The organism is Streptomyces sp. NPDC042259, from assembly GCF_055582085.1.
In genome coordinates this window covers 400,482-412,425 of sequence record NZ_JBVJDW010000004.1, presented here as the reverse complement: position 1 = coordinate 412,425, position 11,944 = coordinate 400,482, and the positions used below count along the sequence as shown (strand labels likewise).

Genomic DNA, 11,944 nt, shown 5'->3' with positions numbered 1-11,944 from the left:
GGAACGGCACCTGGGGGGATGACACGCGCTACGCGCGTAGATATGCTCATCCGGTGACCATGCCCACTGTTCCCTCAAACGGCAACGAAGCCGCCGAGCGACTGGCGTCGATGGCGGACGTGACCGCCTCCGACGGTGCGCTGCGCCGCTTCCTGCACGGCCTGCCGGGTGTCGACACGGTCGGGCTCGAGGCCCGCGCCGCCATGCTCGGCACCCGCTCGATCAAGACGACGGCGAAGGCGTACGCCATCGACCTGGCGATCTCCATGATCGACCTGACGACGCTCGAGGGCGCGGACACCCCGGGCAAGGTCCGGGCGCTGTGCGCCAAGGGCGTCAACCCCGACCCGACCGACCGCACCACGCCCAAGGTCGCGGCGATCTGTGTCTATCCCGACATGGCGGCCACCGCCGCCGAGGCCCTCAAGGGCTCCGGTGTCAACGTCGCCTCCGTCGCCACCGCCTTCCCGGCCGGCCGTGCCGCGCTGCCGGTCAAGCTGGCCGACACGCGGGACGCCGTCGCCGCGGGCGCGGACGAGATCGACATGGTGATCGACCGGGGCGCGTTCCTCTCCGGCCGCTATCTGAGCGTGTTCGAGGAGATCAAGGCCGTCAAGGAAGCCTGCCGCCGGGACGACGGCAGTGCCGCCCGGCTGAAGGTCATCTTCGAGACCGGCGAGCTGTCGACGTACGACAACATCCGCCGTGCCTCCTGGCTCGGCATGCTGGCCGGCGCCGACTTCATCAAGACCTCGACCGGCAAGGTCGCGGTGAACGCCACCCCGGCGAACACCCTGCTGATGCTGGAGGCGGTCCGCGACTTCCGCGCCACCACGGGCGTCCAGGTGGGCGTGAAGCCAGCCGGCGGCATCCGCACCACGAAGGACGCGCTGAAGTTCCTGGTCCTCGTCAATGAGACCGTCGGTGCGGAGTGGCTGACCAGCACCTGGTTCCGCTTCGGCGCCTCCAGCCTCCTCAACGACCTGCTGATGCAGCGCCAGAAGCTGCGCACCGGGCGCTACTCCGGTCCCGACTACGTGACGGTGGACTGATCATGGCCTTCGAATACGCACCCGCGCCGGAGTCGCGCGCGGTCGTCGACATCGCCCCCTCCTACGGGCTGTTCATCGACGGCGAGTTCCGCGACGCCTCGGACGGCAAGGTCTTCAAGACCCTCTCCCCCTCCTCCGAGGAGGTCCTCTCCGAGGTCGCCCAGGGCTCGGCCGAGGACGTGGACGCGGCGGTCAAGGCCGCCCGCAAGGCGTTCGAGAAGTGGTCGGCGCTGCCGGGCGCCGAGCGCGCCAAGTACCTGTTCCGGATCGCCCGGATCATCCAGGAGCGCTCGCGCGAGCTGGCCGTCCTGGAGACCCTGGACAACGGCAAGCCGATCCGTGAGACGCGCGACGCCGACCTGCCGCTGGTCGCCGCCCACTTCTTCTACTACGCGGGCTGGGCCGACAAGCTCGACCACGCCGGGTACGGGCCGAACCCGAAGGCGCTGGGCGTCGCGGGCCAGGTCATCCCCTGGAACTTCCCGCTGCTGATGCTGGCCTGGAAGATCGCCCCTGCGCTCGCCACGGGCAACACGGTCGTCCTCAAGCCCGCCGAGACCACCCCGCTGTCGGCGCTGTTCTTCGCGGACATCTGCCGTCAGGCCGGTCTTCCCAAGGGCGTCGTCAACATCGTCACCGGTGACGGCTCCACGGGCGCCGCGCTGGTCGGGCACCCGGGCGTCGACAAGGTCGCCTTCACCGGCTCCACCGCCGTCGGCAAGGCCATCGCGCGCAGCGTCGCCGGTACGGACAAGAAGCTGACCCTGGAGCTGGGCGGCAAGGGCGCGAACATCGTCTTCGACGACGCGCCCATCGACCAGGCCGTCGAGGGCATCGTCAACGGCATCTTCTTCAACCAGGGCCAGGTCTGCTGCGCGGGCTCCCGGCTGCTGGTCCAGGAGTCGATCCAGGACGAGCTGCTGGACGCGCTCAAGCGCCGGCTGTCCACGCTGCGCCTCGGTGACCCGCTGGACAAGAACACCGACATCGGTGCGATCAACTCCGCCGAGCAGCTGGCCCGGATCAAGGCGCTCGCCGACAGCGGCGAGGCCGAGGGCGCCGAGCGCTGGGCCCCGTCCTGCGAGCTGCCCGCCGCGGGGTACTGGTTCGCCCCGACCCTGTTCACGAACGTGACGCAGGCGCACCGCATCGCCCGCGAGGAGATCTTCGGCCCGGTGCTGTCGGTGCTGTCCTTCCGCACTCCGGCCGAGGCCGTCGCGAAGGCCAACAACTCGCAGTACGGGCTGTCGGCCGGCATCTGGACCGAGAAGGGCTCGCGGATCCTGTCGGTGGCGAACAGCCTGCGCGCGGGCGTCGTCTGGGCCAACACGTTCAACAAGTTCGACCCGACCTCGCCCTTCGGCGGCTACAAGGAGTCGGGCTTCGGCCGCGAAGGCGGCCGTCACGGTCTGGAGGCCTACCTCGATGTCTGAGCGACTCAGTGTCTTCAAGACCTACAAGCTGTTCGTCGGGGGCAAGTTCCCCCGGTCCGAGAGCGGGCGGGTGTACGAGGTGACGGACTCCAAGGGCAAGTGGCTCGCCAACGCCCCGCTGTCGTCCCGCAAGGACGCGCGTGACGCGGTCGTCGCGGCACGCAAGGCGACGGGCGGCTGGGCGGGCGCGACCGCTTACAACCGCGGCCAGATCCTCTACCGCGTGGCCGAGATGCTGGAGGGCCGCCGCGAGCAGTTCGTCGCGGAGGTCGCCGACGCCGAGGGGCTCTCGAAGTCCAAGGCGGCGGCCCAGGTGGACGCGGCGATCGACCGCTGGGTCTGGTACGCGGGCTGGACCGACAAGATCGCGCAGATCGTCGGCGGCGCGAACCCGGTCGCGGGGCCGTATTTCAACCTCTCGACGCCGGAGCCGACCGGTGTGGTGGCCGTGCTGGCCCCGCAGGAGTCCTCCTTCCTCGGTCTGGTGTCCGTGATCGCCCCGGCGATCGCGGTCGGCAACACGGTCGTGGTCGTCGCCTCCGAGAAGGCGCCGCTGCCGGCGCTGTCGCTGGGCGAGGTGCTCGCCACCTCCGACGTGCCCGGTGGTGTGGTCAACATCCTGTCGGGCAGGACCGCGGAGATCGCCCCGTCCCTGGCCGCGCACCAGGACGTCAACGCGATCGACCTGGCCGGTGCGGAGCCGGAGCTGTCGAAGGAGCTGCAGATCGCGGCGGCGGACAACCTCAAGCGTGTGCTGCGTCCACAGGCTGTGGACTGGTCCGCGGAGCCGGGCACGGAGCGGATGACGGCGTTCCTGGAGACGAAGACGGTCTGGCACCCGACGGGTTCGCTCGGCGCGGGTGGCTCCGCCTACTGATGCCCGCCCTACGTCTCGCCTGACCGGCGGCTCTTCGGCTACCGGCCGATGGGCCGCCTGCGGCGGCGGGCGCCCTGCGGGCGCGTCCTCAATCGCCGGACGGGCTAGATGTGGCTGGGGTCAGCCATTCCAGCCCGTCCGGCGATTGAGGACTACCGCCGCGCAGCGGTGGTGCCGACAGCCTCCGGCGATTCGTCGGCTACCAGCCGGTGGTGCCGCATCCGGCGGCGGACGGGCTTGATGTGGCTGAGGTCAGCCACACAGAACGACGGCGGCTCCCCGGACCGGGAGCCGCCGTCGTCGGTGCGGGGGGGGCGTCAGCCCGGCATGAGGCTCGCCGCGTAGCTCAGCAGGGGCAGTTGTTCCATGGCGCCGCCCTGGGAGATCGGGCCGGTGACCATCGCGGTGCTCACGGGCTGGAAGTCGGCGACCTGGGTGCCGACCGCGTTGTCCGTCGGGTCGCTGCCCGTGCCGGCGAGCGGGTTGAGCCGCAGCGCCTTCAACGGGCCGAACAAGCCCGCGGAGGAGTGGTACAGCGACGGGCCGAGCGCCTCGCCCGCCGCCTCCAGGGAGAGTTCGCCGACCGAGACGCCGGGCGGCTGGGCGGTACCCGTGGTGGACGCGGCACTCGCGCTCGCCGCACCGCCCGCGACGATCGCAGCCCCCGCCGAAACGGACACCCCGACGCGGACGAGGCCGCGCGGGAGCCCTGGGCGGGGAGACTTGGAGCGTGCGTGTCGTGCGTGCGAGGCCATGGCCACCTGCCGGATCGTGTGATGTCGGAGGACGACAACGCAACGTAGTGGACCAGTGACGCCCGGCGCACGCCGCGACCCGGGGGGATCCCCCATGCGGCCCAATGCCTCACACTGGTGTCCCGTGACTCCCCACCTGACTCCCGCGCGCGTCATCCTGCTGACCGGACCCTCCGGCTCCGGAAAGTCGTCCCTCGCCGCCCGCACCGGGCTGCCCGTGCTCAACCTCGACGACTTCTACAAGGAAGGCGACGACCCGACCCTGCCGCTGCTCGGCGACGGGTCCGGCACCGACTGGGACTCGCCGCTGTCGTGGGACGCGGAGGCGGCCGTCGCCGCGATCGACGCCCTGTGCCGCACGGCCCGGACGGCGGTGCCGCTGTACGACATCTCCACCAGCTCGCGGACCGGGCAGAGCACCCTGGACATCGGGCGCACCTCGCTGTTCATCGCCGAGGGCATCTTCGCCGCGGACGTCATCGAGCGCTGCCGCGAGCTGGGCGTCCTCGCCGACGCGCTGTGCCTGCGGGGCCGCCCCTCGACCACCTTCCGCCGCCGGCTGGTGCGGGATCTGCGGGAGGCCCGCAAGCCCGTCCCGACGCTGATAAGCCGCGGCATACGGCTGATGCGCGCCGAGCGCGGCATCGTGGCCCGGCAGACGGCGCTCGGCGCGTACGCCTGCGACAAGGACGCGGCCATGGGCCGGATAGCCGCCGCGGCCGCCGGCCGCCGGGAGACCTGCGCCCCCGGCCCGGCCCCGGCGCGGGTGGCCTGAGCGGCCGGCGTCAACGGGCCCGGGCCGTACAGCGGAACGCACCGCGGAACGGCGAGAGCGGGCAGGACAGTCCCCCCGGCTGTCCGCCCGCTCTCTCCCCCGTGATCCCCCGTTGGTCCCGGGCCCCCGCTCTTCCGGCTCTTTCGCCCTCTCGGGCTGTCAGGCCACCAGCTCGCCGAAGGACTCCAAGGCGCCCCGGCCGGAGCCGATGACCTCGTCCTCGCGGAGCCGGCGCAGCGAGCGCCAGATGCTGCTCTTGACCGTGCCGACGCTGATGTCCAGGATGTCCGCGATCTCCGGGTCGGTGCGGCCCTCGTAGTAGCGCAGCACCAGCATCGTGCGCTGGAGTTCGGGCAGTCGCGCCAGCGCCTGCCAGAGCACGGCGCGCAGTTCGGTGCCGCGCATCGCGTCCTGGTCGCCCACCGTCTCCGGCAGTTCCTCCGTCGGGTACTCGTTGAGCTTCCGCCGGCGCCAGGCGCTGATGTGCAGATTGGTCATGGTGCGGCGCAGATAGCCGCCGACCGCCGCCTTGTCGGCGATCCGGTCCCAGGCCCGGTAGGTGGAGAACAGCGCGCTCTGCAGCAGGTCCTCCGCCTCGTAGCGGTCACCGGTCAGGTGATAGGCGGTCGCGTACAGGGAGGCCCGGCGCTCCTGGACGTAGGCGGTGAACTCCGCCTCCGACCGGGACGCGGCCTCGCGGTCCCCCGAACCCCCGGGCTTCTCCCCCGTGCCCCGGGCGGCCTCCCCGTACACGCTCGCGTCGATGGCCACCATGTACGGCGGCCTGACCCGTCCGGCGCCGCGGGCGCACCCCCGTCCGCCCACGGCACCGGACTTCTCCGAGCCCCGCCCGGCGTCGTGCAGGCGCGTGCGAATGACTGCGCTGGTCGTGGTGCTGTGCAGTGTGTTCATTTCGCGCCCCCCGTCGGTGGAGCCAGTTCGGTCCGTTTGCGTACCGAGCCGTGGTGCCGCTCGGTGAACCACAGCCTGCCGGGCCAGTTTCATGGCGTTGTCCTCCGACTGTCACAGCCCTGCAACAGGGCCTTGAGCACGCTGGACGGACTGCCGATGAACGGCGGAGGGGCCTCGGGACGCGCTCCCGGCCACGCCGTCTGTCGAACTGAGGGCCACTCTTAGGCCAGAATGACCACCGTGCCCTTCCTGTTGCTGATCGAGGACGACGACGCCATCCGCACGGCCCTCGAGTTCTCCCTGTCCCGCCAAGGCCACCGAGTGGTGACCGCGGCGACCGGCGAGGACGGCCTGAAGCTGCTGCGCGAGCAGCGGCCGGATCTGATCGTGCTGGACGTCATGCTGCCCGGGATCGACGGTTTCGAGGTCTGCCGCCGGATCCGGCGCACCGACCAGTTGCCGATCATCCTGCTGACCGCGCGCAACGACGACATCGACGTCGTGGTCGGGCTGGAGTCCGGGGCGGACGACTACGTGGTCAAGCCCGTGCAGGGCCGGGTGCTCGACGCCCGGATCCGCGCGGTGCTGCGCCGCGGCGAGCGGGAGTCCAGCGACTCGGCGTCGTTCGGCTCGCTGGTCATCGACCGGTCCGCGATGACGGTCACCAAGAACGGTGAGGACCTCCAGCTCACCCCGACCGAGCTGCGGCTGCTGCTGGAGCTGAGCCGGCGGCCGGGCCAGGCGCTGTCCCGGCAGCAACTGCTGCGGCTGGTCTGGGAGCACGACTACCTCGGTGACTCGCGGCTGGTGGACGCCTGTGTGCAGCGGTTGCGCGCCAAGGTCGAGGACGTTCCCTCCTCCCCGACGCTGATCCGTACGGTCCGCGGGGTCGGCTACCGCCTGGACACCCCGCAGTGATCACTTCGGCCCGTCACAACAGCACAGAGAGCGCACCGTGAATCAAGAGCCCGGTCGGGTACGGGGCTGGGCGGCGACGAAGCGGGTCGTGCAGCTCAGCATGCGGTGGGTGAGCCTGCGGCTGCGGCTGATGCTCGTCTTCGCGCTGGTCGCGCTGGCCGCGGCGGTGTCCGCGTCCGCCATCGCGTACTGGCTCAACCGCGACGCGGTCCTCACCCGCACCCAGAACGCCGCCCTGGACGACTTCCGCAAGTCCCTCCAGGACAACACGGGTTCCCTGCCGCTGACCCCGACCTGCCCCGAACTGCAGGAGGCCGCGGACCGGATGGCCGCCACCTCGCAGAAGTACGAGGTGCTGCTGATCGACAAGGTCACCGGCGGCGGCAGTTGCGCGGCGCCCTCGGACCGGGACCTGTTCGCGCTCGAGGTCGTGCCGGAGTCGCTGCGCAAGGCCGTGAACCGCGAGCGGCCGGTCACCGAGTCGAACCGTTACCCGTACCACCTGTACTGGCAGCGGATCACGCTCGACGGCAAGCCGTATCTCGTCGGCGGCGCGAAGGTCATCGGCGGCGGCCCCACCGGCTATCTGCTGAAGTCCCTGGACAACGAGCGGGCGGACCTCAACTCTCTCGCCTGGTCGCTGGGCATCGCCACCGGTCTCGCCCTGATCGGCTCGGCCCTGCTCGCCCAGGCCGCCGCCTCGACGGTGCTGCGGCCCGTGCAGCGGCTCGGCGACGCGGCACGACGGCTCGGCGAGGGGAAGCTGGACACCCGGCTCCAGGTGTCGGGCACCGACGAGCTGGCCGATCTGTCGCGGACGTTCAACAGGACGGCCGAGTCGCTGGAGAAGCGCGTCGAGGAGCTGAGCGCCCGGGAGGCGGCGAGCCGGCGCTTCGTCGCCGACATGTCGCACGAGCTGCGGACCCCGCTCACGGCGATCACCGCGGTGACCGAGGTGCTGGAGGACGAGGCGGAGAACCTCGACCCGATGATCGCGCCCGCGGTGCAGCTCGTGGTGAGCGAGACCCGGCGGCTGAACGACCTGGTGGAGAACCTGATGGAGGTCACCCGCTTCGACGCGGGTACGGCCCGGCTGGTCCTGGACGACGTGGACGTGGCGGACCAGGTCACCGCCTGCATCGACGCCCGGGCCTGGCTGGACGCGGTCGAGCTGGACGCCGAGCGCGGCATCATGGCGCTGCTCGACCCGCGCCGCCTGGACGTGATCCTCGCCAACCTCATCGGCAACGCCCTCAAGCACGGCGGCTCGCCGGTGCGGGTGGCCGTGCGAACGGCGGACGACTCCCTGGTGATCGAGGTGCGCGACCACGGCCCCGGCATCCCCGAGGACGTCCTGCCGCACGTCTTCGACCGCTTCTACAAGGCGAGCGCGTCCCGCCCGCGCTCCGAGGGCAGCGGTCTGGGGCTGTCGATCGCCCTGGAGAACGCCCACATCCACGGCGGCGAGATCACCGCCGCCAACTCGCCCGACGGCGGCGCGGTCTTCACCCTCACCCTCCCCCGGGGCACCGCCACGGGGAGTGAGCCCGAGGGCGGGGACGACGGCGGGGCGGACGGCGACGGCAACGGCACGGCGCCGGGTACGGCTGAGGGGAACGCGCGATGAGGACCGTGACCGCGAGGAACCGAGCCCGGGCCCTGGGCGGTGACCGGAAAGTCCCGTCTGGCCCAGGACGCCTGGCACGCGCCCTCGCCGCGTTGTCGGGATCGCCCAAGTGCGTCCAGTACGAGGGCGACGCTCCGCCTTGCGATCGCACGCACCAGACGCCCCGGGCCACGCCCTCCGGGCGTACGGCGCTGCTTTCCGGCCCCGGCCGGGGGCGGGCCCTCGCCCTGGTGCTCGCGTCGGCCGCCCTGGCCGGGTGCGGGATCCGGGGCACGGCGGTGCCGGTGGACGCCGGCAGCGCCCCCTCACGGGCGACGTGCGTCGTGCGTTCCGGTGCGCGGAGCCTGCCGCCCGCGGGCAGTGCCGCGATGTCCGTGCAGCTGGTATGCGGCTCGCAGCTGCTGCCGGTGCCCCGGGTCATGGTGCTGACCGGGAGCGCGCCGGAGGACGCCCTGCCGGCCGCCCAGGCCCTTTTGGAGGAGCTGCGGCGGGCCCCCTCGGCCACCGAGGCCGACGCCGGGTTCTCCACGGACGTCCCGCTGCGGCTGTCCGTCAGCGGGCCGCGCAAGGACGATCCGGCCGGGACGCTGCGGCTGAGCCGCGCGCCGGAGGAGCTGCCGCCGCTCGCGGTGGCACAGCTGGTGTGCACGTACGCGGGCACCGCCGCGACCGGGGGCAAGGGCGCGGTCGTCCTCGGCGGGCCGGGTGACGAGGCGCCCCGGCGCTACGCCTGTACCGACGAGGTCCGCACCCGGCCGGAGACCGTGCGGGGCACCGCCGTCTGAGAGTTCGAGCCCGTCCGGCGCTTGAGGAAACAGCAACAGCCCGTCCGGCGCTTGAGGACACCGCCGTGCAGTGGCGGTGCGGACGCCACGGGCGTTGACGCTCCGTTGCCGACCGGCGGAACCGCGCGGGGCGCGCGCCGCGTCCTGTGGGGCGTGCAGGGTCATGGTTACGGCGGTACGACCGCCCTCCGATACCGCTACCGCGTCGCGGGGCGCGGCCTTCTGGCCGTCCACCTTCTCGTCGTCGGCTGGCTGGCCCTGCGCCCGCTGACCGCGCCGTGGGTGACCGCCGCGCAGGTCGAGCCGCTGGCCACCATCCGTGCCGACCTGGCCCTGGCGCCGTGGGACGCGGCCCGGGCGATCGGCACGATGGTGCTGACGTTCGCGCCGCTGGGCGTGCTGCTGCCGTGGGCCCGCGGCCGGCTGGCGGTGTCGTCGCTGGGGTCGCTGACCCGCACGGTGTTCACCAGCGCGATGGTCGCGCTGCTGCTCCAGGTGGTGCAGAGCGGTGTCGTGGGCCAGGTGCTGAACGCGGACGCGTTGTTCCTGAACGTCACGGGCGTGGCGCTGGCGCATCTGGCGGTCGTCCCGGCCGTCCGGGCCCGGCTCCGTCGCGGGGGTGCGGCGCGACCCCGCAAAGCCCTCCGGCGGGACGAGGTGACTCAGGGTATGACCCCGACGATCCCCAGGGTCGGTATCGCCCCTTAGAGCGATGCTTTGCCCGGTGCGCGGTCGTAGCGTGGAGTCATCAGGGAAACACCTCCCGCGGCACCGCCTCACCCGGGTCGCCGCACCGACGACGAGGAGTCGCCACCATGTCCGCTCCGCTGGTCCGCCCCCGGAACAACAGGATGATCGCCGGTGTCTGCGCGGGTCTGGCCCAGCGCTTCGGCACCTCCCGCACGACGATGCGGGTGATCTTCCTGGTCTCGTGTCTGCTGCCCGGGCCCCAGTTCGTGCTGTACCTGGCCCTGTGGCTGCTGCTGCCGAGCGAGAAGGCCCACGGCACGGCCACCGCCTGGTGATCCGGCGGCCACCGCGTCACACCTATGCGGCGGGCCGCGCACCCCTTTACTGGGTGCGCGGCCCGCCGTGCGTCGTCGGGGACGTCAGCCGCCGAGGCCGCCGACCGGCAGGCCCTTGGTGGGCAGGTTGCTGGTGAGGGCGCCGGGCTGCAGACCACCGAGCAGGCCGCCGTTGCCCTTGGTGTCGGTCGGCAGGACCTGCGGGGCGAGCGCGGTGTCGAGAGCCTTGGCGGCCTGGGTCACGGCGCCCGAGGCGATGGCGCGGTTGGTGGTGGCGACGACGGGGCCGCCGGCCGGGGCCAGGTTCGCCACCTGCTCGATGGGGAGGCCCTGCGTGGCGCCCTGGGCGGTGGTGCTGACCGACTCGAGAGTGCCGGGGTTGCCGACCGCGGAAGCGGTGCCCGCCGCCGTAACGGCGAAGGCGGCACCGACGACGGCGACGCCGAGCGTCTTGATGGTTCCCTGCTTCATCAGAAATCTGTCCTCGTGACGGGGGGATTTTGAGCGGCACTGCAACCTAGTCACGAGTTCAGGGGGCCCGCAAACAATGACACGGCCGGGACGTTGAAGTCCCGGCCGTATTCATCGCATTCGTCGCTGACGGGCCGTCAGCCTTCGGTGGTGCCGGAAGTGCTGGTCACAGCGGTCTCGGCGACCGTCTGGCGGAACAGCCACTCCGAACGCAGCTCCGCGTAACCCGGCTTGATCACGTCATTGATCATGGCCAGACGTTCATCGAATGGGATGAACGCGGACTTCATCGCGTTGACGGTGAACCACTGCATGTCGTCGAGGGAATAGCCGAACGCCTTCACCAGGTGCTCGAATTCGACACTCATGCTCGTGCCGCTCATCAGACGATTATCCGTATTCACCGTCAGTCGGAAATGCAGCTTTCGCAGCAGACCGATCGGGTGGTCCTCGTACGAGCTCGCGGCGGCGGTCTGGAGGTTGGAGGTCGGGCACATCTCCAGCGGGATGCGCTTGTCCCGCACGTACGACGCCAGTCGGCCCAGGGTGACCGAGCCGTCCTCGGCGACCTGGATGTCGTCGATGATGCGCACACCGTGGCCGAGCCGGTCGGCACCGCACCACTGCAGGGCCTGCCAGATGGACGGCAGGCCGAAGGCCTCGCCCGCGTGGATCGTGAAGTGGTTGTTCTCGCGCTTGAGGTACTCGAACGCGTCCAGGTGGCGGGTGGGCGGGAAGCCCGCCTCCGCGCCCGCGATGTCGAAGCCGGCCACACCGCTGTCGCGGTAGCGGTTGGCGAGTTCGGCGATCTCCAGCGCGCGGGCGGCGTGCCGCATCGCGGTGAGCAGCGCGCCGACGCGGATGCGGTGGCCGGCCGCCTTGGCACGGCGCTCGCCCTCGCGGAAGCCCTCGTTCACGGCCTCGACGACCTCTTCGAGGGTGAGTCCGCGCTCCAGGTGCTGCTCGGGGGCGTAGCGCACCTCGGCGTAGACGACACCGTCCTCGGCCAGGTCCTCGGCGCACTCGGCGGCCACCCGGACCAGGGCCTCGCGGGTCTGCATGACGGCACAGGTGTGCGCGAACGTCTCCAGATAGCGCTCCAGCGAACCGGAGTCGGCCGCCTCGCGGAACCAGACGCCCAGCTTGTCCGGGTCGGTCTCGGGGAGGCCGGTGTAGCCGATCTCGCGGGCGAGATCGACGACGGTGCCGGGGCGCAGGCCGCCGTCCAGGTGGTCGTGGAGCAGCACCTTGGGCGCGCGCCGGATCTGATCGGGGGTGGGCTGTGAGGTGGTCTCGCTCGTCATCTCGGCACTC

General features: G+C 71.7%; 13 protein-coding genes. 9 read left to right on the top strand and 4 right to left on the bottom strand.

The window, feature by feature from the left end; genetic code table 11:
• The first annotated feature begins 59 nt into the window (after window positions 1-59).
• The 3 genes from deoC to ACZ6MA_RS14070 are packed head-to-tail and all read left to right on the top strand — an operon-like array spanning window position 60 to window position 3,362.
• Window positions 60-1,052, top strand: coding sequence for a deoxyribose-phosphate aldolase (gene deoC / locus ACZ6MA_RS14080; RefSeq protein ID WP_469434110.1), 993 nt, complete (start codon window positions 60-62; stop codon window positions 1,050-1,052).
• A complete protein-coding gene (locus tag ACZ6MA_RS14075) occupies window positions 1,049-2,485 on the top strand; it encodes an aldehyde dehydrogenase family protein (protein WP_469434109.1) in 1,437 nt (478 codons plus the stop codon). Before deoC ends, ACZ6MA_RS14075 begins: the two co-directional genes overlap by 4 nt.
• Window positions 2,478-3,362, top strand: coding sequence for an aldehyde dehydrogenase family protein (locus tag ACZ6MA_RS14070; protein ID WP_469433651.1), 885 nt, complete (start codon window positions 2,478-2,480; stop codon window positions 3,360-3,362). The genes ACZ6MA_RS14075 and ACZ6MA_RS14070 overlap by 8 nt, the downstream gene beginning before the upstream one ends.
• A gap of 317 nt (window positions 3,363-3,679) precedes the next feature.
• On the opposite strand, the gene ACZ6MA_RS14065 is transcribed toward ACZ6MA_RS14070, so the two are convergent.
• The gene (locus ACZ6MA_RS14065) at window positions 3,680-4,042 is read right to left on the bottom strand and encodes a hypothetical protein (RefSeq protein ID WP_469433650.1); all 363 of its coding nucleotides are present in this window, start codon (window positions 4,040-4,042) and stop codon (window positions 3,680-3,682) included.
• 169 nt (window positions 4,043-4,211) lie between these two features.
• Between ACZ6MA_RS14065 and ACZ6MA_RS14060 the strand changes: the two genes are divergently transcribed.
• Window positions 4,212-4,892, top strand: coding sequence for a uridine kinase family protein (locus ACZ6MA_RS14060; protein ID WP_469433649.1), 681 nt, complete (start codon window positions 4,212-4,214; stop codon window positions 4,890-4,892).
• Between the two features lie 159 nt (window positions 4,893-5,051).
• On the opposite strand, the gene ACZ6MA_RS14055 is transcribed toward ACZ6MA_RS14060, so the two are convergent.
• Window positions 5,052-5,804 carry a SigE family RNA polymerase sigma factor gene (locus ACZ6MA_RS14055; RefSeq protein WP_469433648.1) on the bottom strand — a complete coding sequence of 251 codons (753 nt, stop codon included), beginning with the start codon at window positions 5,802-5,804 and terminating at the stop codon, window positions 5,052-5,054.
• Window positions 5,805-6,044: 240 nt separating this feature from the next.
• On the opposite strand from ACZ6MA_RS14055, the gene afsQ1 reads away from it, so the two are divergent.
• The 5 genes from afsQ1 to ACZ6MA_RS14030 all read left to right on the top strand — a co-directional run bounded on the left by afsQ1 (window position 6,045) and on the right by ACZ6MA_RS14030 (window position 10,159).
• Complete coding sequence (afsQ1, locus tag ACZ6MA_RS14050) at window positions 6,045-6,722, top strand: two-component system response regulator AfsQ1 (RefSeq protein ID WP_469434107.1); 678 nt, start codon at window positions 6,045-6,047, stop codon at window positions 6,720-6,722.
• 100 nt (window positions 6,723-6,822) lie between these two features.
• Window positions 6,823-8,349, top strand: a complete 1,527-nt coding sequence (locus ACZ6MA_RS14045; protein WP_469434105.1) for an ATP-binding protein — start codon at window positions 6,823-6,825, stop codon at window positions 8,347-8,349.
• A 92-nt stretch (window positions 8,350-8,441) separates the two neighbouring features.
• Window positions 8,442-9,134, top strand: coding sequence for a hypothetical protein (locus tag ACZ6MA_RS14040; protein WP_469433647.1), 693 nt, complete (start codon window positions 8,442-8,444; stop codon window positions 9,132-9,134).
• Window positions 9,135-9,287: 153 nt separating this feature from the next.
• Entirely contained in the window at window positions 9,288-9,842 is a 555-nt protein-coding gene (locus ACZ6MA_RS14035) for a VanZ family protein (RefSeq protein WP_469433645.1), read from the top strand.
• Between the two features lie 107 nt (window positions 9,843-9,949).
• The gene (locus tag ACZ6MA_RS14030; RefSeq protein ID WP_469433644.1) at window positions 9,950-10,159 is read left to right on the top strand and encodes a PspC domain-containing protein; all 210 of its coding nucleotides are present in this window, start codon (window positions 9,950-9,952) and stop codon (window positions 10,157-10,159) included.
• 84 nt (window positions 10,160-10,243) lie between these two features.
• On the opposite strand, the gene ACZ6MA_RS14025 is transcribed toward ACZ6MA_RS14030, so the two are convergent.
• Together ACZ6MA_RS14025 and ACZ6MA_RS14020 are read right to left on the bottom strand one after the other, a co-directional pair.
• Complete coding sequence (locus ACZ6MA_RS14025) at window positions 10,244-10,630, bottom strand: ATP-binding protein (RefSeq protein WP_469433643.1); 387 nt, start codon at window positions 10,628-10,630, stop codon at window positions 10,244-10,246.
• 137 nt (window positions 10,631-10,767) lie between these two features.
• On the bottom strand, window positions 10,768-11,934 hold the full coding sequence (locus ACZ6MA_RS14020; RefSeq protein WP_469433642.1) for an adenosine deaminase: 1,167 nt from the start codon (window positions 11,932-11,934) through the stop codon (window positions 10,768-10,770).
• Window positions 11,935-11,944: the final 10 nt, after the last annotated feature.

Coding starts and splice junctions, on each gene's coding strand:
- ACZ6MA_RS14060 (WP_469433649.1), top strand. CDS start 4,212: ATGCGGCCCAATGCCTCACACTGGTGTCCCGTGACTCCCCACCTGACT.
- ACZ6MA_RS14030 (WP_469433644.1), top strand. CDS start 9,950: ATGTCCGCTCCGCTGGTCCGCCCCCGGAACAACAGGATGATCGCCGGT.
- ACZ6MA_RS14045 (WP_469434105.1), top strand. CDS start 6,823: ATGCGGTGGGTGAGCCTGCGGCTGCGGCTGATGCTCGTCTTCGCGCTG.
- ACZ6MA_RS14025 (WP_469433643.1), bottom strand. CDS start 10,630: ATGAAGCAGGGAACCATCAAGACGCTCGGCGTCGCCGTCGTCGGTGCC.
- ACZ6MA_RS14020 (WP_469433642.1), bottom strand. CDS start 11,934: ATGACGAGCGAGACCACCTCACAGCCCACCCCCGATCAGATCCGGCGC.
- deoC (WP_469434110.1), top strand. CDS start 60: ATGCCCACTGTTCCCTCAAACGGCAACGAAGCCGCCGAGCGACTGGCG.
- ACZ6MA_RS14055 (WP_469433648.1), bottom strand. CDS start 5,804: ATGAACACACTGCACAGCACCACGACCAGCGCAGTCATTCGCACGCGC.
- ACZ6MA_RS14070 (WP_469433651.1), top strand. CDS start 2,478: ATGTCTGAGCGACTCAGTGTCTTCAAGACCTACAAGCTGTTCGTCGGG.